Below are 21,353 nucleotides of genomic sequence, written 5' to 3' on the forward strand. Positions count from 1 at the left end.
CCATGACCACAGGTCCCGATGGAGCCCGCGCGTTCTTCGAACGCGAAATGGGTGACGAGGTCGATCCCGGGCACGTCTACCTCGCCCAGGCCGACCCGGCCTTCCTGTCCGCATACCAGCAGTTCGCGAACGTGCTCTACGGCCGCGACGACGCAGCGTTCCCGGCCGCGACGCGCAAACTGCTCGTCATCGTGTTACCGGCGGCCACGGGCGACTGGCCGGAATTCCGTGTTCACCTACGGCGCTGCCTTCGCGACGGACTGCAGGTGCCCCAGATCCTCCAGGGACTCGAAATCGCCGCCAATGCCACCGGCATGAGCGCGGTCGTGCACGGCGCACGTATTCTCCAGGAGGAGCTGGGTTCCGTGAACCTCGCCGGCAACGGGGACGCCGGCGACCAGGTCGCACGCAACATCGAGATGTTCCGGCGGCTCCAACATGACGTGATCGTGGGCGGGCGACTGGATCTGGTGGAGCAGATCTTCGCGCCGACGTTCGTCACCTTACGGGTCGGACTCGCCGATCTCATGGCCGCGACCGGCGGGCGCGAAGGCGCCCCGGGTGGGGCTGTATACGAGAGCTTCCGCAGCGGCCTCGCGGCGATGAATGCAGTGTTGTCCGATCAGGAGCGCACCATCGAAGCGATCGACGGTGCCGGTGACGCCGTCTGGGCGAAATGGCACATCGACGCCACACACGCCGGTACATTCCTCGGCCAGCCGGCAACCGGCAAGCGCGTCGGTTGGACGGCGGTCGCCGTGCTGCGATTCGATGATGACAACTGCATCGCGGAAGGGTGGTTCCTCGCCGACGAGCTGAACCTGGCCAAGCAGCTGGGCCTGACGCTCAGGTAGCCGACTCGCCACCCGGTGAGCAAACGAGCGGGGTGGGAACGTCACAATGCCGACCCCACCCCGTTCACCTAGCCGAGTGCGGCTTGCAGATCGTCGATCAGCTGACGCGCGGGCGGAAGCGCGAGTGTAGCGCGCTGCAAACCCTTGGCTCGCGCGCGGAACGAACGCTCGACGAGCACCCGGTCGACGGCTTCAGCCACCGAGTCAGGGCTGGCTTGGTCGATCGGCAGATGGATGGCCGCACCGAGTGCGGCGGCGCGTGCCGCGTTGGCCGGCTGCTCGGCGAAAGCCGGAAGCGCCACCATCGGCACGCCCGCTCCCAGTGCCTCCCTCGTGCTGTTGAAGCCGGCGTGGGTGACGAACGCGTCGCAGGCCTGCAGCAACGTCCGTTGCTGCACGAACGAGGCCAGATGCACGTTACTCGCGGATGCCCCTTGCCAAGTCTTGGGATCACGGCCGATCGCCACGATCCCAGTGACAGGAAGCGCCGCGAGTCCCTCGATCAAGATATCCAAAATCGACGGCCCCGGACCGAGCGTCCTCGGCAAGTTGGAACCCATGCTGGCAAGGACGATCGGCCGGTCGCCGGACAAGCCGGCGACAGCCGGCTCGAGAGTCTCCCGCTCGTCCTCCATCCGATAGCAACGCACTTCCAGCGCATCGTCTCCATAGAAGGATTCCGGAACGAACCCAGCGCGGAAAAGCCCGTTGAGGCTCCTCGGGTCGTTCGCTGGGTCGAGGTTCAGCCGAGCGCGCTGCTCGTTCACCGCGGCGAGCACAGCCGGATCTCCCACCGGTGCCATCGGTCCGATGTCGAGCACGCCATGAGCGATTCCGAGCTGCTCGGCGAGAAAGTAACCGCCGTACTCCGTGGTCTCACGCAGCACCAGATCCGGTTTCCACGATTCCGCGACCGACCGCGACTCGGCGACGAAGCTGGGCGCGCACAAGCCGATGAACATCTTCGCGTACGACTCGGCCACCAGCTCCCGGGTGGTCGTGCCCGGAGCGAAGTCGATGTCGAACCCGAACTGCGCCGCAAGATCCGGGTCGCGCACGATACGCTCCGGCGTAAGCAGGTCATCCATTCCGAACACCGTGACGCCTTCCCGCTCGACCCGGTCAGCCAGCCCCGCGCCGGTCGCGATCGCGACCTCGTGCCCGGCTTTTCGAGCCAGCCTCGCGACCGGCAGAACCAGCGGAACGAGATGAGAGAAGGTAGGCAGAGCAGTAAAAAGGATTCGCAAAGCGATTACCCCCGAACAAGATGGTCAACTTACCGGGTATCGATGGCACTGCCCGGAGCAGCACGGTGTTCAGCACCGTTGACTCCGTCTCCCTACTGGAAATCTCCCGCGTGACGAACTGCCCATTCCTCGTAAGTGTGCAGCGGGCGACCGAGCACCTCCGCCCCGGTGGGCGACACTTTCACCGACTCCTCGACACCTAGGCGGAGCAGCTCGAGCATGACATCGGCCAGCTCTTCGGGAACCTGCCGGAGCAGTTGCTCGCGCATCTCGGCTACCGGCTGTTCTTCGAAGCGGATCGGGCGACCGAGCACCTCCGCGAGAACGCGCACCCGCTCGACCTGGCTCAGTGCTTGGGGACCGGTCACCTCATATGCGTTGCCCGCATGCCCGTCCTCGAGCAAAGCCCGCACCACTACTCCCGCGATGTCGCGCTCGTCGATGTGTGCCGCGACCGCCTCGCCGTACGGGGCACGCACGATCCCCGCGGACTTGATCCCCGCGGCCCAGGCCAGGTCATTGACCATGAACGGTCCGGGCCGGACGAATGTCCATTGCACCCCCGCGGCTTCGACGGCCTGTTCCGCGGCAATGTGAGTCGCGCCGATGGGTGTCGCCTTCAACCGCTCGTCGGCCACCGCCGACGAGGACAGCAGCACGATGCGCTTGACCCCGGCCTGCGCGGCGGCGGACACGAACCCGGCCAGCGGGCCGCGCGCCGGGAACAGGAACAGGCCGTCGACCCCTTGGAAGACAGCCTGCGGCGAAGAGACGTCGGCTAGGTCGGCCCGCACGACCTCGACCTCGCCCGGCAGACTCGCGTGCTCGGGGTTCCGGCTGGCGGCACGCACCTTCACCCCCTCGGCCAGCAGCTGCGTAACCACGTTGCGGCCGACATTGCCGGTCGCCCCGGTCACGAAAAACATCGCGAACCTCCTTCTGTCAATATTACTTCCGAACAGCGCGGAACCGTTTCACCAACGCGGCACCGTCAACGAGTCCACAGCCAGCGCCGCGAAAATCGAGCACAGGAACAGGTTGGAGCGATGGAAGACCGTCATCGCATCGGCCTCGGCACCGCTCCGAACGGCTGAGCGCAGCCGGTGGACCGCGACCAGGAACCATGCCCCACAGGCGAGAGCGGCGGCGGCGAAGACCCATCCAGTAACCGGAATCAGCAGGAAAGTGCTCGTGACCGCCGCCCACGAGTAGACGGATATGCGAGTCACGACCTGCTCGCCGGTTCCTTTCACCGGCAACATCGGAACGCCGGCGCGGACGTAGTCCTCCCGGTACTTCATCGCCAGCGCCCACGAGTGTGGCGGTGTCCAGAAGAAGACGACCGCGAACAGAGCGAATGCCGGCCATTCCACCGTTCCGGTGACCGCCGACCAACCGATCAGAACCGGCATGCAGCCGCACACTCCGCCCCACACCACGTTCTGGGTGGTTCGCCGCTTCAGTACAGCTGTATAGACGACAACGTAGAAGAAGATGGCGAAGACAGTGAGTACGGTGGTGAGCAGATTGGTCGTAAGGAGTAGCAATGTCGCGGATCCGCAGCCCAGCAAAGCGCCGAAGACCACGGCACGGCCCATCGGAACGACCTGCTGGACCAGTGGGCGATGACGCGTCCGGTTCATGACCGCGTCGATGTCCGCGTCAAGCACGCAGTTGAAGACGCCGGCACTGGCCGCCGCCATCGCGCCCCCGGCCAGCGTGGCGAACACGACCTTCGCCGGTGGAAGGCCTCGCTCCGCCAGCAGCATCGCCGGCAACGTGATGATGAGCAACTGCGTCACGATCCGCGGTTTGGTCATCACGAGGTAGGCCCGGCCCCGGGGCCACGAACTCCGGATGGCGCTGCCGAGCCCGCTCCGTACCACGGCGCTCACCGGCTGAGCTTCCAGACGAGATGAACGGCAGGACGCACGACGCACCTCACCAACTAGTCAGCATGCTGTCTATCAGGACCCTACCATCATCCGACCAGCGGCCCGCGGGGCGTGCGTCCAGACCTTGATTCCGCGGATGGTGTACTCACTCTGTAGCGCGAACCACCCGCGGCGAGCGCCTTCCGCGTTCGTTCGCCCCAGAGCGCGCCGTCGACCCCTACAACAGTGAACGACGCTGGATCCGGCGCATCCACGCCGACGCCGGATGGCGCGTGATGTTCCCCGCCATGCTCACCCAGTCCGGCTACCACAAACGGCTCAAGTCAGCGCAGTCGTTGTTGTGCAAGGCGATCCTCACACTGGCCGCGTGCAGCCCGTCCTGGTTCGACGACCTATGGATCACCGGCGCCACCCCGGTTCCCTGCGGAATGTCACGAGAAACCGTGAAGCGCTCCGATCTGGCCGGGCACGCCGGCTATGGCTACTGCGCGTCACACTCACGCTGGTACTGGGGCCTGAAGCTCTACCTCGTCTGCGCCGGAGACGGAATGCCGGTCATGTGGTGCTTGGCCAACCCGAAACTCGGTGAACGCGAGGTGCTGGCCGCCCTGCTCGAGGACAACCACCACCTCTTCCGACACGGACAGATCTTGCTGGCGGATAAAGGTTTCGCCGGTATGGAGTTCAAGCAGCTGACCACCGCGATGGGCCTCGAGCTGCTGCGACCCGACCGCAGGGACGAGACCTACCGCAACGGCAACCTCGGCGGCGTCCGCCAGCGGATCGAGTCGGTCAATCAGCCCCTCAAAGGCGGCGGCAACTCGACCGAGTCAGGCCCCGGGGGCCGGCGGCATTGAAAAAAGCACCATCGCGGTCGCAACGGTCGCCACCGTGGACCTGGCGCCGTTCTGGATCGCACTCGACAACGGCTATTTCAAGGCCGAGGGCCTGGACGTGCGGGAGGTGCCGGCCGCCAAGACGGAGGTGTCTCTGACCAAGGTCCAGAGCGGTGAAGTGGACGTGGGCCTGTCGACCTATCCCGCGATATTTCTCGCACTGGCACGGGACGTCGCAGAACTGCGGCTCGTCGCCGATGGTACGTGGGCCAGCCCCAAGAGCAACGAGATCGTGACCGTGCCGAACTCGGGAATCAAGAACGTCCACGATCTCGCCGGCAAGAGGATCGCGGTCAGCTCGATCACGCAGGCATCCGGCGTCCTCACCAAGTCGGTCATGGCCGATAACGGCGTCGACTTCTCGAAGGTGCAGTGGCAGCAGCTCCCATTCCCGAACATGGCTCAGGCACTCAAGGCCGGCGAGGTCGACGCGGCCACCTGCCCGAGCCGTTTCTGACTCAGGCGGCGGCCAGCGTGGGCGCGCTCCGTGTGATTGCCCGAGGAGCTTACCGGGAAGGACGACCATTCCTATCGGGCAAGGTGCTGCACTCCCCGTCGACTGACCACATGCGCCGAGCCAGTTCGGTCACATCTTTTGCCGGGTCGCGCCAGCTGGCCGGGCGCCGTCTGCGGCCACGAAGTCGCGCCGGGCCTGACGAACCGTGCCCACGGGCACCGTCCGCGGTGCTCGGAGCCTCACGTTCATGATTCTGATAGTCGTTGCACCCGACAGAAAGACCAGTCTGTGCCCAGCACTCCCACCGTCATCGTCGTGTCCGGTCCGCCCGCCGTCGGCAAGAGCACCCTCGCCGCGAGCTTGCCACACGGCTGACGCTGCCGCTGCTCTCGCGCGACGCGATCAAGGAAGCCCTATTCGACACGCTGGGCTACGGCGACTGCCTCCAGTCCAAGGGGTTCGCAGCCGCAGCCGCCGCCGTGCTGTTCACCCAGCTCACCGACATCCTCGACGCCGGCGCCTCCTGCGTGACCGAGTCGAACTTCCGCCGGACCCACTCCAGCGACGACTTCCGGCGGCTGATGAGAGACACCGGTGCACACGTCGTCCAGGTGCAGCTCACCGCCGACGGCCCGACCCTGCTCAACCGATTCACCGCCCGCTCAGCCACCGCCGAACGCCACCCCGGGCACGGCGACCAGAACAACCTCGACGAGTTCTCCGCCGAGCTGCTCGCCGACGCCTACGAGCCGCTGGACGTGCCCGGCGACGGCTTCGCCGACCTGCTCCGCGCAGTCCGGGCATGGCACGTCCGCGTCGTCCGCCATCTCGCCGCCCGCGGCATCGACCAGTTCCTCGACCTGGCCGCCGGACTGCCCACCACCAGCGACAACACCCACCAAACCGCCCAGCGACACAATCCCGATGTGAAAGTCATCTACGTCGAAACCGACAACCTCGTCCTCAGCTACGAACGCGCGCTGCTCGACGAGAACGACCGCACCGAGGTGGTCCAAGCCGACCACCTCGACCCGGGGGGCCTGCTCAGCCACGAAACGGTCAGCTCGGCGCTCGACCTCACCCGCCCGGTTGCGGTGCTGCTGACCACCGGCGTGCAGCACGAACCGGACGACGACCGCCTCACCTCAGCGCTGACGGCATACCGCACTCTGCTAGCACCCGGATCGGTGCTCGCCCTCAACTGATGGTCACCGCTGGACGACCCCACCGGGGAGAGCTCACTGACCGCTGCCATCGAGCGAAGGTGGGAATCCTGCTGCCACCACGCCATTCGCTGCCGTGCCGAAACGGACGTCAGGCGCCTCTTCGCTGGATTCGACCTGCTCGACCCTGGCTTCCAAGCGGTGCTGGAAGAGACCCGGCACGCCCTGGCCCGGCATTACCTGGAACGACCCGAAGTCTCCGTCACCGAATCGCGCTACTGCTCGGCTACGACGATCCCAGTTCGTTCTACCGGGCCTTCCACCAGTGGTCCGGGACCACTCCGCAGCAAGCCCGAGCCGCCGCGACCTGAACAACCGTGGCTCGCCGATGCGGCGCGAATTCCACACGCGCACCCGGCCGATTCGGGTACCGCTCGAAATCAGCGAAGGGCACTGGATCAAGGTAGCTGGCAACCCCGTAGCGTCCGGTGGCAAGGGGCAAGCGTTCGAACACGTGACGCAGCAGAACCGGGCCCGGTGCGCCGACCTGCCGCCCAGCGTGCGCTGAGACTTCGACACGTGGCTCACGGCATTCCGTCGTACTGGATATGGCGGACGGGCAGCATGATCCAGGGCTTGACCGGCTGGACTTCGGTCCCCGCCCACGGGATTGCCGTGGGAACCGGAGACCTAGCTCGAGGGTTGGCCGCCGCTGTCAGGACAGCCTCAACAGTGTCGAGCAGGATCGGCAAACGCTGCCAGCCCCGTGCGCCAAGCGCTGTCGAGGTCCGCGTCGGGCGGGAAGCGGCCGTCGAGCTCGAGGATGACCATGCCGTGCGCGAACGCCCAGACAGCGCGCGCCCGGTTCATCTCGCCGCCGACAGCGCGCACAAGCGGCAGCGTGGTCGCTTCCTCAACTCCGGGCGGCAGCAGGTGGCGAGGGAGCGGTCCGGAGTTCATCAGCCGGTAGAGATGGGGATGCGCGAGCGCATAGGCACGGTAGGTCGCCGCGAGCGCGACCAAGGAGTCGGTTCGTGCCAGCGCGCTCGCCAGCTCCCGCATGGCGAGCGTGATCACCTGTGCTTCGACCGCGCCCTTGTCCGGGAAGTGCTTGTAGAGCGACGGAGCGCGGATGCCCAGCCGGTCGCCGAGTGCTCGCATGGTCAGAGCCGCGGAGCCGCCTTCGTCGATCAGCACGCGTGCCGCGTCGACGATCTGCCCAGTCCGCTCAGACACGCCGGGTCCCGTCGCGCTCACGCAGGCCGTACCCGAAAGCCCGATCCAACGCGATGGCGCCGTACCCGGGTCAGGGGTGTGCCGGGCCACTGGCAGCAGCCGGACAGCAGCGGCGCCGAGGTCGGCGAGGATGTCGGCTACGACCTGCGCCTGGGTGGCCCGGCCCGGCGGCGGTTCGGACGGGGGGCGGAGGTACACGACGATGCCGCATCGGCTGCGTTCGATGGTCGTCAGCGCCTGGGCCAGCGTGGTGTGGCAGTCGCAGTTCTCGGCGCCGAGGACCTCGCCTGGGACGCACTCGTGGTGCACGTGGACGGGAACGTCGATACGTCCTTCGACCTCACCGCAGATGAACGCGAGGTGTTCGGCGCCGTCCACGGTCCCGCGGTAGCCGATGGTGCGGAACTGCCCGGTGGTCGCCACGGTGGCCGGCACCTCGCGCACGACCTGGCGTTCGGTGCGGCGGCGGTGGCCGGCGAGTTGCGCGATCGACACCATTTCCAGGTCGTGCGCGGCGGCGAACGCACGGAGTTCCGCGCGCCTGGCCATCCGGGTGGGATGCCGGGTGCTGACGATCTCGCACAGCACGCCCGCCGGTCGCAGGCCGGCGAGCGTCATCAGATCCACCGCGGCCTCGGTGTGCCCGGCTCGTTCGAGCACGCCGCCAGGGCGGGCCCGCAGGGGCACGACGTGACCTGGGCGACTGAAGTCCCGCGGTCCCGACGCCGGATCGGCCAGGGCCCTCGCGGTCCGTGCCCGGTCGGTCGCGGACACCCCGGTGGTCGTGCCGCCGCCGACCGCGTCGGCCGTGACGCAATAGGCGGTGCCGTAGTGGTCGGTGCTGGTCTGGTGCATCGGTGGCAGGCCGAGCCGGTCGCAGTCCGGTCCGGGCAGGGCGACGCACACGAAACCCGAGGAGTGCCGGACCAGGAACGCCATCAGAGCCGGCGTGGCGAGCTCGGCCGCGAAGATGAGATCACCCTCGTTCTCGCGGTCCTCGTCGTCGACGACGATCACCGGGCGGCCGGCCGAGAGCGCATCGAGGGCGCGGCGGATACCGGGATCGGAACCGGTGGTGGTGGCGGCCGCGGCGGTCAGTGTCATGGAAGACTCCCGGGATGGTCAGGTGCCGACGAGCGGACCGTGCCCGGCGAGTTCGCCGCCGTCGACCACGATCTCGGTGCCGGTGATGAAGCTCGATTCGTCGCTCGCCAGGTAGACGACCAGCGAGGCGACCTCCCGCGGGTCGGCCTTGCGGTTCATCGGGTTGAACCCGCTGACGTCGAGGCCCTCGTTCATGGGTGTCGCGATCGTGCCGGGGCAGATGGTGTTGGCCCGCACTCCTTGCGCCGCGAGCTCGAGCGCGACGGACTTCGTCAGCCCCCGCACGCCGAACTTCGACGCGGTGTATCCGTGCAGCTGCGCGATCCCCTCCATGCCCTGGGTCGACGCGATGTTGATGATCGACGCGGGCGCCGCGGCGACGAGCGCCGCGACCGAGGCTTTGATGCCGAGGAACTGCCCGGTGAGGTTGACGCCGATGATCCGGTTCCAGTCGTCGGCGGTGTACTCGAGGAGGCTGCCCATGGTGCAGATCCCCGCGTTGTTGACCAGCACGTTCAGCCGTCCGTACCGGCTGAGCGCGAGGTCGGCCGCCCGCGCCCAGTCATCGGCATCGGTGACGTCCAGCGTGGTGAAGGCGGCGGCCTCGCCCAGTGAGTCGGCCAGTGCCCGGCCCTCGGCCTCGAGAATGTCGCCGATGACGACCTGCCCGCCTTCGGCGACGATCGCGCGGCTGTGTGCGGCACCCATTCCGCGCGCGCCGCCGCTGACGATCGCGACCTTTCCTTCGAGTCGTCCCATGAGATTCCTTTCCTCCGCGGTTTCCGGCAGCATTCCCGGGCGGGTCGCTCAGCAGGCGACGAGCTGCCGGAACCTGCTGCCGTGGAAGACGAGCGGCTCGCTTTCGGGGTCGGCGCGCAGGCCGTGGATCCGCAGCAGCACGATCGCGTGGTCGCCCGCGGGCAGTTCGCCGTGGACGGAGCACTCCAGCCAGGCCGTCGCCCCGTGGACGAATACCGCGTCGTCGGCGCTCGGTTCCCAGCTCACCCCGGCGAACCGGTCCCCGTGCTTGTCCGACAGCGAGCGGCAGGCGCCGTCCTGGCCGTGGGCCAGCACGCTCAGTCCCAGTCGCCGCCGTTCACGCAGGCGGGGCCAGGTGGCCGAGGTGTTCTGCACGCACACCGAGACCAGCGGCGGATCGATCGAGACCGAGGTGAACGAGCTGGCGGCCATGCCGACCGGTTCGCCGCCGTCGATCGCGCACACCGCGGTGATCCCGCTCGGGAAGCAGCTGTAGGCACGCCGCAGCTCGGCCGGATCGTCGGGCAGGGCATCGACTTTCAGCATTTCGTCACCGTCCTTGCCACTGTGGCTTGCGTTTCTCGGCGAACGCGGCACGCCCTTCGAGCCGGTCCTTGCTCGACGCGTACGCCTCGATGGGCTCGTAGCGGGTAGCGAGTGCGACGTCCAGCGGCCAGCCGAGGCGGGACAACGCTGCGTCCTTCGCCGCCTGCACCGCCAGCGGGGAGCCGACGATGATCTTCTCCGCCCACCGCCGCGCGGCGGCCGCGAGGTCCTGGTAGGTGACGACTTCGTTGACCAGGCCGTACTGTTCGGCCTTGGCCGCGGGCAACCGTTCTCCGGTGAGGATCATCGCCAGCGCGACGTGGTGCGGCAGCTGGCGGATGGCCCGGTGCATGATCCCGGCCTCGCCGATGATGCCGACCTTGGTCTCGGGAATCCCGAACTGGGCGGTGTCGGCGGCGACGATGATGTCGGCGCACATGGCCAGTTCGCAGCCGCCGCCGATGACGTATCCCTGAACGGCGGCGATCAGGGGTTTGCGCAGGGTGAGCATCGGCCCGCCGACACCGGTGAGGCCACCGCCGAGCGCCATCCGCCGCTCGGGGCCGTCGCCTCCGCCGGATCCGGATACGTCGGCGCCGGCGCAGAAGGCCTTCTCCCCCGTCGCCGAGAGGATCACGGCCCGGATCTCCGGGTCGTCGTCGACCTCGGTCCACGCGGCGAACAACGCGTCGTCCATCCGCGGGGTGATCGCGTTGAGGGCCTTGGGGTTGTCCAGGGTCACGTGTGCGATGTGGCCGTCCTTGACGAACTCGACTCCGGAGCTCACGTGCCTTCCTTTCGTTCGGGTTCGGGGGCGCGCCGGAACTCGGCGATCATCTCTTTCAGTCCGACTTCGGCGATCCGGGCCCGCAACTGCCCCACCGATGGCGACAGGTGCAGCAGCGCGTCCATCTCCGCCACGCCCGCGGCGGCCGTGCGGACGCCCATCGCGTCCATCGCCCGGTTGATCGACAGCTTCTTGATCCGAAGCACGTCGGACGGGATGCGGGCGATCCGAGCGGCCAGGTCCTCGACCGTCTCGACCAAGGTGGCGGCGGGCACGGCGCGGTTGGCCCAGCCCCATTCGACGGCGGTGGTCCCGTCGATCGCGTTCCGCGGGAGGAAGGCCAGTTCCTTGGCCCGTTTCGGGCCGACGAGCGGTGCCCACAGCGGCGCGATGTAGCCGCCGCCCAGCGGCAGCGCGGGCTCGCCGATCCGGGCGTCCTCGGCGACGATCGTCAGGTCGGTGAACACGCACAGCTGGGTCGCCCCGGCCACGCAGTAGCCGTGCACGGCGGCGATCACCGGCTTGGGGTGGTCCCAGATCGCCAGGTAGCGCTCGACGTTGCGGGCCAGCCGGTCCCGGTCGGCGACCGGGTCCACGGCCTTGGGCGTGCCGACCTGGCCGATGTCGTACCCGGTGCAGAACCCCTTGCCCTCGCCCCGGATGCCGATCACCGGGCCGCCGGTGTGCGCGAGCCGGGCCAGCGCGTCGGAGAACTCGTCGAGCATCGCGTTCGACAGCGCGTTGGCCTTGTCCGGCCGGTCCAGCACGATCCAGCTGATCGGCCCGCGGTGCTCCACCCGGATATCCTGGTAGTCGGTCACGACCCGGCGCGCCCGATCGGGATCTGCTTTTTCACGTGGAAGTCCACCACACCGGCCGCACGCAGTTCACGCCGCTCGAAACGCCAGTCGCCGTCGATGCGAACCAGTTCGTCGTGGTACTGGCCGAAGAAGTGCCCGTCCGGGCGGTCCTTCGTGTACCGGTGCCAGGCGTGGAGCACCGACCGCACGGTCGCCGTGGCCAGGTCCAGCCCGAAGTCGACGACGATGTTCGACACGTGGTGGCTCGTCGCGGCGAAGAAGCTGCCGATCCCGCCCAGCGTCTCCCGGTACGCCTCCCGGCCTTCGGCACCGAAGTCCGGGCCGTAGGCCACGTAGCAGTCCTCGGTGAACAGCGCCGCGATCTCGTCCGGGTGGTTCATGTCGAGGTGGAAGGCGTAGTCGGACAACAGCCGGTGGATCCGCTCGATCTCCACCAGTTCGGCGACGAGCGTCTCGGTCGGTTTCTGGGTGGTCGTCACGATGTTCTCCCGGTGTACGGCCGGCCCGGGCGGGGCCCCACGGGGCGCCCGCCCGTCCCGGGGACGAGATCAGCGGCCGGTGGCGACGCTGAAGGGCAGCTGGATCTTCGGGGCGACCTCCTGGGCGATCAGCCGCAACGACTGGAACCACGGCGACGGGTCGTCCAGGTAGTCGTGCGACTCGACCTGCAGGGTGCCCCAGCCGCCGGTGAACTCGTAGAGCTTGTTCAGCTTTTCGATCACGGTCTCCGGGGATCCGACGACCCACACGTTGTCGCAGATCCACTCGAGGTCGACGTCCGAGGGATCGGCGCCCGCGTCCTTGATGTAGCCGTCGAGCATGCCGAACCGCTGCCAGATCGGCCACAGGTAGCGCTCGAACGCGTAGCCGACGCCGCCCTCCATCGCCAGCTTCTTCGCTTCCTTGTCGGTGTCGGCGACGAACACGGTCTGCGAGACGTGGTACTTGGAGCGATCCGGGGTGTGCCCGTGCTCGAGCGCGGCCTTTTCGTAGGTCTCCCAGTGGGTCTTGAGGATCGAAGACCCGGAGTAGATGGAAACCGGCATGAAGCCGCGCTCACCGGCGAACCGGATGGACGGCGAGTTGACGCTCAACCCGGTGACGGCGATGTCCAGCTTGCCGCCCCACGGGCTGTAGTCGGCCAGCTTGTGGTCGTCGTGCCCCTGGCCGTCGTCGACCTCCTCGGGATACCCCGCGTCCCAGAACTGGCCCTGCTGGAAGAAGGGTTCGCGCTTCCAGATCTTCTCCATGATCTCCAACGACTCGCGCACCCTCGCCGGGTTGGTCGCGAGGTCGGTGATGCCGTGCAGGTAGGACGCCTGGGGGTACGCGCCGGCTCCGACGCCGAGAAAGTAGCGACCCTCCAGGATCTGCGACAGCCAGCCCACCTGGATCGCGAGGTCCGCGGGGTGGTGGTGCGGGAGCAGGTGTGCCATCGGGGCGAACTTGATCCGCTCGGTCTGCGTCGCGGCCGCCGCGATGACCAACTCCGGGACGGGGATGCATTCCCACTTCTGGGTCGCGTGCTCAGCCACCATGAATTCGGTGAAGCCGGCTTCGTCGGCCTGACGGGCGTTTTCCAGCGCCCACTCGAAAGTTTGGCGACTGGTGCGCTCCGGGCGCATGTACGGGATGTGGATGAGTCCGGAATCCATCGGTTTCTGTGCTCCTCACCTGGCTGGACTTCGTTGTGCAGAACAGGGCGTCCCGGCCGGTCGCGACCGGGGGCCGCTACGAACCGAAGAAGGTTTCGTAGGCGTGTTGGGTGTCGAGGTACTCGTGGACGACGGAGATCCGGCCGTCCAGAGCGACTTCGAACAGGAAGTGGCAGCGCGGGTCGTACACCCGGCCGTCCTTGAGCTCGGCGCGGGAATCGGCTTCGACGGCGACCTTGCGGCCTTCGGCGACCATCGAGATCGGGGTGATCCGCAGCGGGCTGACGTAGACGTCGGCCACGCTGCTGATGAGCTGCCCGAAGGCCGCCTTGTCGTAGGTGCCGGACATGCCCTTCAGCCGGCCCGAAACCCACCAGGTCGCGTCGTCGGTCAGGCCGGCCAGGATCTTCTCGACGTTTCCCGAGGAGAACACCTCGAGGAAATGGGTGACGGCGTTCTTGCTCACGTCCTCGGTCGACATTCGGTGACGTCCTTTCCGGTCGGGGCGTTGGTCAGCTGAGCGTGCCTTCGGCGTCCTTGGTCGCGAACCGCGGCGCGACCTCTTCGGCGAACCGCGCGAGCTCGTCCTCGTTGCGGCCGGGCTCGAGGTGGCCCTGGCCGAACATCAGGAAGCATTCGTCGAAGCCCAGCCGGTCGTGGGCCTGCTCGATCTGGCGTGAGATGTCGTCGGCGGTGCCGATGAGGACGTTGGGGAACTGCTGGCCGTGCGGGATGAACCACTTGTCCCAGAACCAGCGGTGCTCCGCTTCCAGCCGGGCGGCCTGCTCCCGGTCGTCGGTGAGGATCAGGAAGCCGCCCCAGGCGCCGATGTCCTCCCGGGGAACGTCACGCCCGGCCTTCTTCGCGGTCTCCGAGTAGCGGTTCCACAGGGCTTCGCAGAAGTCGAGGTCGGTGGCGAACACGACCTGCTTGCCCCCTTCCCGCGCCCACATGTCGACGGTGCGCATGCTGTAGGCGAAGGCGCCGTAGAGCTTCGGATGCGGGTTCTGGAACGGCCGCGGTGCGATCCCGATCTCGCGGACGACGCCGTTTTCGTCCATGCCCTTGCCGAACTCGGCGTACCCGGGGTGCCCGGCCGAGCCACCTTCGGGAGGGAACTCCCAGTACTTGCCCTTGTGGCTGAACACCGAGTTCTCCCACGCCTTCTTCACGACGTGGACGGACTCTTCGAAGATCTCGCGGTTGACCGCGTCCTGTTCGTTCTTGGCCTTGGCGTGCAGCACGTTCGTCGCGCCGGTCCCGCGGACCGCGGCGTAGGAGTCGACCCAGCGGGCGTGATATCCGCGGGTGAACCCGACGATGAGCCTGCCCCGCAGCATGTGGTCGAGAGTGGCGATCTCCTCGGCGACCCGGACCGGGTTGTGCGTGGGCAGCACGTAGCCGAGGATCCCGGCGCTCATCCGCTTGGCGTGCGCGCCGACGAACAGCCCCCACATCCCGGGGTGGTTGGTGATCTCGAACCCCTCGATCTGCAGGTGGTGCTCGGGCGAGCAGTAGCTGGCGTAACCGAGCTCGTCGGCGAGGCGGACGTACCCCTTCACCTCTTCCAGGTAGCGCTGGTAGAGGTCCGGCCGCTGGCCCGCCATTCCCTGCTCGAGCTCGTGGCGGCGGCCGATCACACCGGTCTGCATGAGGTGGAACTTCACTTCGTCCTCCACGGGCCTGGCGTCCGGGAGGACGCTGGGCGAGTTGACGTTGACGTTGACGTTGATTCGATCGGCCGGATCGAGTGGTTCGTAGTGCCTGGGGAGCCACCGAGAGCGTCTCACCAGTCAACGCCAGTGTCAACTGTCTGCACTGACGTCGCCTGTTGAGCACCTTCGAGCCGGCGACCTGGCCAGATACCCCACGCGCCGAGCCGGACTTGCGTCAACACTGACGTTGAATCACGCACCCCTGGGCGAACACGGCGCGCCGATCGGGCGATATCGTGGACGCGACACCTGGTTGCCCGACAAGCGATAGGAGAGCCGAATGTCCGGTCCGCAGAGCAACATCGAGCGGAGACGACTCGCGGCTCGCGCCGAAGGCGGCGAGGAGTACCAGACCAAGCTCCGCCAGCTCGTCAACGTCGCCGCTGACGTGTTCAAGGAGAAGGGCTACGAGGCCGCGACGCTGGCCGAGATCGCGGAACGGTTCGGCTCCGTCCGCGCCTCCCTCTACTACTACGTCTCGGGCAAGGAGGAGCTGTTCCAGGAGGCGGTCCGGGACATCCTCGCCCGCAACCTCGCCGACGCCGAACGCGTCCAGGACCTGGACCTGCCGGTGCGCGAGAAGCTGGACAAGCTCATTTCCCAGCTGATCTCCTCCTACGAGGAGCACTACCCGCACATGTCGGTCTACGTGCAGGAGAACATGCAGCACGTCAACCACGAGCCGACTGCGTGGGCCACGCAGATGGTGCGGGAGACCCGGCGCTACGAAAAGGTCTGGATCGACCTTCTCCAGGAAGGCATGGACGAAGGGGTGCTGCGCAACGACATCCCCGTCGTCCTCGCCGCCAACATCGTCTTCGGCATGTGCAACTGGATGCACCGATGGTTCAAACCCGGCGCGAAGCTCAGCGCCGCCCAGGTCGCCGACGCGGTCTCGAAGGTGTTCTTCGAGGGGATGTAGCCGCTACTTCACCAGGAATCCCGCGTCGACGGGCAACTGCACGCCCGTGACGTACCGCCCCGCGTCCGAGGCGAGGTAGACGATCGCGTTGCTGATGTCCACCGGATCGACGGCGCCGACCGGCAGCGAGTTCTGGACCAGCTTCGCGAAGCCTGCGTTCTGGGCCATGTAGCGCTCGACGACCGCGTTTTCCACCATCGGTGTGTGCACGCCCGTCGGGTGGACGCTGTTGACCCTGATCATGTGCGGCGCGAGGTCCACCGCGTAGTTGCGCATCAGCCCCACCACGCCATGCTTGGCGGCGGTGTAGGCGTTCATCGCCAAGCTCTGGTTGGCCGCCGACTTCGAGGCGGCCGTGGACGCCGTCAGCACGATCGCGCCGCCACGTCCCGCCTCGATCATGATCGGCGCGGCGGCCTCCACGGTGTTCCAGACTCCCGTGAGGTTCACGTCGATCGTGTCCTGCCAGAACGTGCGGCGGCCGGCAGCGTCCGCCGGCTCGTCGAGCGTCAGCGCGTAGACGCCCGCGTTCGCGCAGACGACGTCCAGCCCGCCGAGCTCCGCAGCCCCGTGCCGTACGACATCGTGGAGCCCGACGCCGTCGCGAACATCGGCGACCGTCGCGACGATCCGCCGGCCCAGTGCCTCGACCTGACGGACCGTCTCGTCGAGATCGTCCTTGGTCGCCATCGGGATCTCCACCGACGGGATCTGGTCGCAGATGTCGACGGCGATCACGTCCGCCCCCTCTTCGGCCAGCCGGACCGCGTGACTGCGGCCCTGACCGCGCGCCGCCCCGGTCACCAGTGCGACTTTCCCTTGCAGAACTCCACCCATCGAACCGCTCCTCTCCGCTGAGGCCACCCGGCACCTGACCGGTACCGGTTCGACGGCGCACGTTATCAACGCTCACGTCAACTATCAACGTTCACGTCAACTGCCCTCGGCTACTGTCGCGATGCAGGTGACCCACACGACTACCCACCGCGACACCAGAGTCGTCTACTCCGCCGTTGACTGACTCGAAGTCCCGCGGCTACGCTCCTGCCGACGACGGGAGCGCCGCCGCCGGTCAAGACATGGCGGTCCTCCCCTTTCGTGCAACCGCTCCGGAGGCCAACGATGGTTGACTGGATCGAGGTATCACCCCTCGGCGACCTGCTCGTCCGCGCCGCTCATCGGTCGCCCGAGCAGGTGGCCCTCGCCTTCCCGGATCGGCGCTGCACCTACGCCGACCTCCTTCGCGGCGCCGAGCACGTGGCTAGGGGGTTGCACAGCCTCGGCGTCCGCCCCGGAGAACACGTCGGGCTGTTGATGCCCAGCTGCGTCGAGTACGTGGAGGCCGTCTTCGGAGCAGCACTCCTCGGTGCGGTCGTCGTTCCGCTCAACGCCCGCTACAAGCTCGCCGAGTTCGGGTACGTCGTCGAGCACGCCGACCTCGTCACCATCCTCACCACGGATCTCGTCGAAGACCACGTCGACTTCACCGCCGTCCTGCACGAAAGCCTCCCCGGGCTCGACAGCGCCGGCGATCCACGGGCACTCCGGCTCGCCATCGCGCCCCGGCTCCGCAGCGCGGTGATGCTGGGCGGGGAGGACAAGCGGGGCTTCCTCGGCCGGCACGAGTTCGACGAACTCGCGGCGGACGCCGACCCCGGCACGGTCGCCGCGCGCCGCGCGCACGTGCGCGTCCGGGACCTCGCCATGATCCTCTACACCTCGGGCACGACGTCGAATCCCAAGGGCTGCATGCTTTCCCACGAGGCCATCAGCCGCGGCCCGGTCTCCCGCGCACGCGAACGGGTGCCCTCCGGCGAAACCCCTGTGTATTGGTCCGCCGGCCCCCTCTTCCACATCGCGTCGCTCCAGCTGCTGATCGCCTCCATCGGGCTCGGCGGAACCTACCTCGCCGACACGCACTTCGACGCCGGCCGTGCCCTGGACATGATGAAACGCGAAGGCGTGACGTCGGCGTGGCCGTGGTTCCCGGCGGTCATGCAGGCCCTGCTCGCCGACCCCGCCTGCGACGGACCGGCCCTCGACTCCCTCCGGTCGATCATGCTGATCGGCTCCCCCGCGCTGCTCGACCAGGTGCAGAAGGCCTTCCCGCAGGCCAACCACATCAACGCCTGCGGCATGACCGAAACCGCCGGCGCGTATGCCATCAGCACGGCGGCCGACACCGCCGAGGAACGCGCCGCGACCGGCGGCACCGTGGTGGCCGGCCTCGAAGTCCGCATCGTCGACCCCGACACCGGCCTGGACCTCCCCGACGGCAGCGTCGGCGAAATCCTGGTCCGCGGCTACTCCGTCCTGGAGGGCTACTACCGGGACCCCGAGAAGACCGCCGCGGCGATCGACAGCGAAGGCTGGTTCCACACCAGCGACCTCTACTCCCGCCGACCGAGCGGCCACCTCACCTTCCACGGCCGGGCCAAGGACATGCTCAAGGTCGGCGGCGAAAACGTCGCCGCGATCGAAGTGGAGTCTTTCCTCTGCCGTCACCCCGCCGTGAAACTCGCCGAGGTCGTCGGCGCTCCCGACCCCCGCCTCGACGAGGTGCCGGTCGCCTTCGTGGAGCTCAAGGAAGGCCACGCCCTCGATCCCGACGACCTCATCACCTTCTGCCGCGGGAAGATCGCGAGTTTCAAGGTGCCTCGCGCCATCTACTTCATGACGAACGCGGACTGGCCCATGTCCGCGACCAAGGTCGACAAGACCGCCCTGCGCAAGAGGCTGAACGCGCGCGTCGGCGAAAGCCGGTAGCCGGCAAGCCCAGGGCCGGCGCAACGCTCAGCTGTGCCGGTAGAAGATCATGTGCCGGTTGACGTCCTTGTAGAGCAGGTACCGGAATCGCCCCCGACCACCGGCCTTGCCTGCAGCACGTACGGCCCGTGCTCCATCACATGCGCCTCGGTGAAGGGGATCGCCGCGCCCGGTTCAAACGTCACGATCGTTCTCCGACCCGGGGCAGGTCGCGATAGAGCAGCTCACTCAGCGGATCCGCTTGCGATCCACGGACACCGGCGCGTCGAGCAGCTGGCAGATCGCCACTCCTTTGGCCGGCACAGACGAGCGCGTGTGCGACGTCGACAACAGAGTCGATCATCTCGCGCTGGATCCATTCTCGACGACGGTCGGCAAGACTTTCATGGGGCATCCGAGGTTCCCCGTGTCACGACCGGCTCGCCGTAGAGGCGCAGGCGGGGAATCGCCGGAAGAACTCCCAGGGCTCGGCGCATCACCTTGTAGCTGGGGCCTGCGCTGAAAGCGCGGAGTACCGACTTCTGCCGGAAGATGGCGATGAACTCCTTGCGGGTGCGGTACTGCCCGATGTTCACCGCACGTGTACCGCTTGTGTTGACGATGAGGTTCGTGGAGACATAGCCGGGTTGCACCCGCACCGCCGGGATGGTGTGGGTGAAGTACTCGATCATGTGCTCGCTCCGGCCGGGCGCGACGGAAAACACGTTGATGAAGTGGAACAAACCTTCCGCGTCGTCGACGGTTGACGTGTCGCGGTCGTCGATGTGGTCGACGATCTCTGTCCGGTATGTGCGCTCGACGTCGTTCGAGAGAGCCGCAGAGTTCGTGAGCGCGGCGAGTACGGCTGTGTTGCGGGCCTTGGTTCCCTCGAAGATGACTCCAGCGGATACCTCCTCCTCGCTCAACAGGCGATCGAGCCGGCGGCCGAGACGTGCGACGGCTGTCGGCCGGAGTCGTGGAGCTGGTTCGTGTACGACATCGAGGTACAGGAGCTGGCCTCCGGGGGCGAGCGAGATCGTGCCGGCTCCGTGCTGCGCGGGAGGCAGCCGATTCTCTTTTCGACCTTGGGAAGTGGGACGCTCGGTCATCAGGAGAAGTCCGATCCGGCCGTACCGCGCTTCGACGTGGTCGGCACGGCCTGCGTGGCAGTGTCGCGCGCCGGTGCCTGTAGCCGGCCGGCGCGGCTTGCCCAGCGTTCGAAGATCAGAGTGGCGAGCGGCGGCACGCCGGCCAGAAGTGCGATGACGGCGGTCTTTCCGGGCCACCAGAGGCGGCGGCTTGCCACGATGGTCACCAGGACGTAAGCGATGAACGCGGCGCCGTGCAGGCGCCCGAAGAGCCAGACGCCCGCATCAGTGGTCTCGGTGACGTACTTGAGAAACATTCCGACCAGCAGGCCGGCCCAGGTGAAAGCTTCGATCAGAGCGACCATGGCGAAGGTTCGCCCGATGGTGGAACGGTCCGGACCGGGCATGGGCAGGGTTACCTCTCTCTGCGCTGAATGACGGGCGGTGAGGACGTTGATCAAGCCAGAATCGGATCGACGGTGGTCCAAATCTCTCGGAGTCAGGGGAAATGGCGCGGGAATACCGAAGAGAGAAAGTCGCTCGGAGACGATGGGGGGCGGGCCCCGCACCTGGATCTGCCCGCGGGCCCCTTCAGCGCTGGCGGTACAGAATCGGCTGTGCGGTCACGCCGTTGGCCATCGAGTTGTCGCCGACGTACCGGCGGAAGCTGGGGCGTAGCAAGAGGTGCGGCAGGAACGCATGCCAACTCGGCCAACGTGCGTGATTGATGACTGCGTACTCGTCGGCAGTGTCGTCGACAGGCTGCAACACAGTGGAGTTGTCAAGCTTCGTCTTCGCCACGAACCAGCGCGCCGAATGTTCCCAGACAGGCAACACCTCGGGTGTGTTGTCGAAGAAGTTGAACAAGAAGACGCCGCCACCGGTGTGCGGGACATCGCCGATCCGGCGGACGTTCCTCGCGACAACGTCAATTGTGTGCCGCGAGACAGAGCGCACCAGGGCACTCAGTTCGGTCCATGCCGCACCGGCGTCGAGTTCGGCGGCGTGGTCGGGTGCGGTGGTGCGGACAAGCACAACGACGTCGAAGCGCCGTTGGGACGGCCCACGAGCGTCTTCCGGGGTGCGGGAGAACGGTGCACCCTGTCCAGGCACGAAGAACTTGGCATCGAACACCGCGGCTTCGATCACCTGAGGTTCACCTTCGAGCTGCCGGGCAAGCATGCGCAAGCGGCGTAATAGCGCCCGCTTGCGAACACTGCTGGGCAGCATCGGTGGCCGACGATCGACCTCGGCCGCCAGTAGACGATAGCCCTCCGCACTGGCAGCCATGAGGTCGACTCTCGGAATGGATGGGTCGTCGTGGACCAGTTGCACGGCTCCTCCTGAACGGAGTGGACACGAGCGGACACTCGTCAGCCCGACGGATAGACAGCATGCTGGCTATCTGCGTACTGGATACCTGAAAGATGCGCGGACCGCAAGCCGCCCGGGCACCAGCGATC

General features: G+C 67.4%; 22 protein-coding genes and 1 pseudogene. 6 read left to right on the forward strand and 17 right to left on the reverse strand.

The window, feature by feature from the left end; translation table 11 throughout:
- Positions 1-2: 2 nt before the first annotated feature.
- Entirely contained in the window at positions 3-854 is an 852-nt protein-coding gene (locus AB0M59_RS04855; RefSeq protein ID WP_364608741.1) for an ester cyclase, read from the forward strand.
- Between the two features lie 68 nt (positions 855-922).
- Here the strand turns inward: AB0M59_RS04855 and AB0M59_RS04860 are convergent, their stop codons facing one another.
- From AB0M59_RS04860 to AB0M59_RS04870, 3 genes are all read right to left on the reverse strand, one after another.
- Positions 923-2,101 carry a glycosyltransferase gene (locus AB0M59_RS04860; RefSeq protein ID WP_364608744.1) on the reverse strand — a complete coding sequence of 393 codons (1,179 nt, stop codon included), beginning with the start codon at positions 2,099-2,101 and terminating at the stop codon, positions 923-925.
- 92 nt (positions 2,102-2,193) lie between these two features.
- On the reverse strand, positions 2,194-3,027 hold the full coding sequence (locus tag AB0M59_RS04865) for an NAD(P)H-binding protein (protein ID WP_364608746.1): 834 nt from the start codon (positions 3,025-3,027) through the stop codon (positions 2,194-2,196).
- Between the two features lie 48 nt (positions 3,028-3,075).
- Positions 3,076-4,041 (reverse strand): heme o synthase, encoded by a 966-nt coding sequence (locus AB0M59_RS04870; RefSeq protein WP_364608749.1) that lies wholly within the window; start codon positions 4,039-4,041, stop codon positions 3,076-3,078.
- A gap of 242 nt (positions 4,042-4,283) precedes the next feature.
- On the opposite strand from AB0M59_RS04870, the gene AB0M59_RS04875 reads away from it, so the two are divergent.
- The 3 genes from AB0M59_RS04875 (at position 4,284) to AB0M59_RS04885 (ending at position 6,554) form a co-directional block, all read left to right on the forward strand.
- Positions 4,284-4,853, forward strand: coding sequence for a hypothetical protein (locus AB0M59_RS04875; RefSeq protein WP_364608752.1), 570 nt, complete (start codon positions 4,284-4,286; stop codon positions 4,851-4,853).
- A gap of 34 nt (positions 4,854-4,887) precedes the next feature.
- On the forward strand, positions 4,888-5,349 hold the full coding sequence (locus tag AB0M59_RS04880; protein WP_364608755.1) for an ABC transporter substrate-binding protein: 462 nt from the start codon (positions 4,888-4,890) through the stop codon (positions 5,347-5,349).
- A 479-nt stretch (positions 5,350-5,828) separates the two neighbouring features.
- The gene (locus tag AB0M59_RS04885; RefSeq protein ID WP_364608758.1) at positions 5,829-6,554 is read left to right on the forward strand and encodes an SAM-dependent methyltransferase; all 726 of its coding nucleotides are present in this window, start codon (positions 5,829-5,831) and stop codon (positions 6,552-6,554) included.
- 684 nt (positions 6,555-7,238) lie between these two features.
- On the opposite strand, the gene ribB is transcribed toward AB0M59_RS04885, so the two are convergent.
- From ribB to AB0M59_RS04930, 9 genes are all read right to left on the reverse strand, one after another.
- On the reverse strand, positions 7,239-8,852 hold the full coding sequence (gene ribB, locus AB0M59_RS04890; RefSeq protein ID WP_364608761.1) for a 3,4-dihydroxy-2-butanone-4-phosphate synthase: 1,614 nt from the start codon (positions 8,850-8,852) through the stop codon (positions 7,239-7,241).
- Between the two features lie 18 nt (positions 8,853-8,870).
- On the reverse strand, positions 8,871-9,611 hold the full coding sequence (locus tag AB0M59_RS04895) for an SDR family oxidoreductase (protein WP_364608764.1): 741 nt from the start codon (positions 9,609-9,611) through the stop codon (positions 8,871-8,873).
- Between the two features lie 48 nt (positions 9,612-9,659).
- Complete coding sequence (locus AB0M59_RS04900) at positions 9,660-10,157, reverse strand: flavin reductase family protein (protein ID WP_364608767.1); 498 nt, start codon at positions 10,155-10,157, stop codon at positions 9,660-9,662.
- A 4-nt stretch (positions 10,158-10,161) separates the two neighbouring features.
- Positions 10,162-10,944, reverse strand: a complete 783-nt coding sequence (locus AB0M59_RS04905) for an enoyl-CoA hydratase-related protein (RefSeq protein WP_364608770.1) — start codon at positions 10,942-10,944, stop codon at positions 10,162-10,164.
- Positions 10,941-11,765: an enoyl-CoA hydratase-related protein gene (locus AB0M59_RS04910; protein ID WP_364608773.1), complete on the reverse strand. Its 825-nt coding sequence runs from the start codon at positions 11,763-11,765 to the stop codon at positions 10,941-10,943. Before AB0M59_RS04910 ends, AB0M59_RS04905 begins: the two co-directional genes overlap by 4 nt.
- Entirely contained in the window at positions 11,762-12,244 is a 483-nt protein-coding gene (locus AB0M59_RS04915) for a nuclear transport factor 2 family protein (protein WP_364608776.1), read from the reverse strand. The genes AB0M59_RS04910 and AB0M59_RS04915 overlap by 4 nt, the downstream gene beginning before the upstream one ends.
- 69 nt (positions 12,245-12,313) lie before the next feature.
- The gene (locus AB0M59_RS04920) at positions 12,314-13,420 is read right to left on the reverse strand and encodes an LLM class flavin-dependent oxidoreductase (protein WP_364608779.1); all 1,107 of its coding nucleotides are present in this window, start codon (positions 13,418-13,420) and stop codon (positions 12,314-12,316) included.
- Between the two features lie 76 nt (positions 13,421-13,496).
- Positions 13,497-13,901 carry a nuclear transport factor 2 family protein gene (locus AB0M59_RS04925; protein ID WP_364608782.1) on the reverse strand — a complete coding sequence of 135 codons (405 nt, stop codon included), beginning with the start codon at positions 13,899-13,901 and terminating at the stop codon, positions 13,497-13,499.
- Positions 13,902-13,932: 31 nt separating this feature from the next.
- The gene (locus AB0M59_RS04930) at positions 13,933-15,087 is read right to left on the reverse strand and encodes an LLM class flavin-dependent oxidoreductase (protein ID WP_364608785.1); all 1,155 of its coding nucleotides are present in this window, start codon (positions 15,085-15,087) and stop codon (positions 13,933-13,935) included.
- A 328-nt stretch (positions 15,088-15,415) separates the two neighbouring features.
- On the opposite strand from AB0M59_RS04930, the gene AB0M59_RS04935 reads away from it, so the two are divergent.
- The gene (locus AB0M59_RS04935; RefSeq protein WP_364608788.1) at positions 15,416-16,057 is read left to right on the forward strand and encodes a TetR/AcrR family transcriptional regulator; all 642 of its coding nucleotides are present in this window, start codon (positions 15,416-15,418) and stop codon (positions 16,055-16,057) included.
- Between the two features lie 3 nt (positions 16,058-16,060).
- Here the strand turns inward: AB0M59_RS04935 and AB0M59_RS04940 are convergent, their stop codons facing one another.
- Positions 16,061-16,894: a mycofactocin-coupled SDR family oxidoreductase gene (locus tag AB0M59_RS04940; RefSeq protein WP_364608791.1), complete on the reverse strand. Its 834-nt coding sequence runs from the start codon at positions 16,892-16,894 to the stop codon at positions 16,061-16,063.
- 285 nt (positions 16,895-17,179) lie between these two features.
- Between AB0M59_RS04940 and AB0M59_RS04945 the strand changes: the two genes are divergently transcribed.
- On the forward strand, positions 17,180-18,823 hold the full coding sequence (locus AB0M59_RS04945) for a class I adenylate-forming enzyme family protein (protein WP_364608794.1): 1,644 nt from the start codon (positions 17,180-17,182) through the stop codon (positions 18,821-18,823).
- A gap of 27 nt (positions 18,824-18,850) precedes the next feature.
- On the opposite strand, the pseudogene AB0M59_RS04950 reads toward AB0M59_RS04945, so the two are convergent.
- The 4 genes and pseudogenes from AB0M59_RS04950 to AB0M59_RS04965 form a co-directional block, all read right to left on the reverse strand.
- A pseudogene (locus AB0M59_RS04950) lies at positions 18,851-19,011 on the reverse strand ((S)-ureidoglycine aminohydrolase); the annotation flags it as partial.
- Between the two features lie 195 nt (positions 19,012-19,206).
- On the reverse strand, positions 19,207-19,911 hold the full coding sequence (locus AB0M59_RS04955; protein ID WP_364608797.1) for a hypothetical protein: 705 nt from the start codon (positions 19,909-19,911) through the stop codon (positions 19,207-19,209).
- Positions 19,911-20,351, reverse strand: a complete 441-nt coding sequence (locus tag AB0M59_RS04960; protein ID WP_364608799.1) for a DUF3817 domain-containing protein — start codon at positions 20,349-20,351, stop codon at positions 19,911-19,913. Before AB0M59_RS04960 ends, AB0M59_RS04955 begins: the two co-directional genes overlap by 1 nt.
- Positions 20,352-20,481: 130 nt before the next feature.
- The gene (locus AB0M59_RS04965) at positions 20,482-21,225 is read right to left on the reverse strand and encodes a hypothetical protein (protein ID WP_364608802.1); all 744 of its coding nucleotides are present in this window, start codon (positions 21,223-21,225) and stop codon (positions 20,482-20,484) included.
- Positions 21,226-21,353: the final 128 nt, after the last annotated feature.

It is taken from the genome of Amycolatopsis sp. NPDC051371 (genome assembly GCF_040682155.1).
Taxonomy (GTDB): domain Bacteria; phylum Actinomycetota; class Actinomycetes; order Mycobacteriales; family Pseudonocardiaceae; genus Amycolatopsis.

Coding starts and splice junctions, on each gene's coding strand:
- AB0M59_RS04875 (WP_364608752.1), top strand. CDS start 4,284: ATGCTCACCCAGTCCGGCTACCACAAACGGCTCAAGTCAGCGCAGTCG.
- AB0M59_RS04895 (WP_364608764.1), bottom strand. CDS start 9,611: ATGGGACGACTCGAAGGAAAGGTCGCGATCGTCAGCGGCGGCGCGCGC.
- AB0M59_RS04945 (WP_364608794.1), top strand. CDS start 17,180: ATGGTTGACTGGATCGAGGTATCACCCCTCGGCGACCTGCTCGTCCGC.
- AB0M59_RS04855 (WP_364608741.1), top strand. CDS start 3: ATGACCACAGGTCCCGATGGAGCCCGCGCGTTCTTCGAACGCGAAATG.
- ribB (WP_364608761.1), bottom strand. CDS start 8,852: ATGACACTGACCGCCGCGGCCGCCACCACCACCGGTTCCGATCCCGGT.
- AB0M59_RS04955 (WP_364608797.1), bottom strand. CDS start 19,911: ATGACCGAGCGTCCCACTTCCCAAGGTCGAAAAGAGAATCGGCTGCCT.
- AB0M59_RS04865 (WP_364608746.1), bottom strand. CDS start 3,027: ATGTTTTTCGTGACCGGGGCGACCGGCAATGTCGGCCGCAACGTGGTT.
- AB0M59_RS04940 (WP_364608791.1), bottom strand. CDS start 16,894: ATGGGTGGAGTTCTGCAAGGGAAAGTCGCACTGGTGACCGGGGCGGCG.
- AB0M59_RS04935 (WP_364608788.1), top strand. CDS start 15,416: ATGTCCGGTCCGCAGAGCAACATCGAGCGGAGACGACTCGCGGCTCGC.
- AB0M59_RS04920 (WP_364608779.1), bottom strand. CDS start 13,420: ATGGATTCCGGACTCATCCACATCCCGTACATGCGCCCGGAGCGCACC.
- AB0M59_RS04900 (WP_364608767.1), bottom strand. CDS start 10,157: ATGCTGAAAGTCGATGCCCTGCCCGACGATCCGGCCGAGCTGCGGCGT.
- AB0M59_RS04925 (WP_364608782.1), bottom strand. CDS start 13,901: ATGTCGACCGAGGACGTGAGCAAGAACGCCGTCACCCATTTCCTCGAG.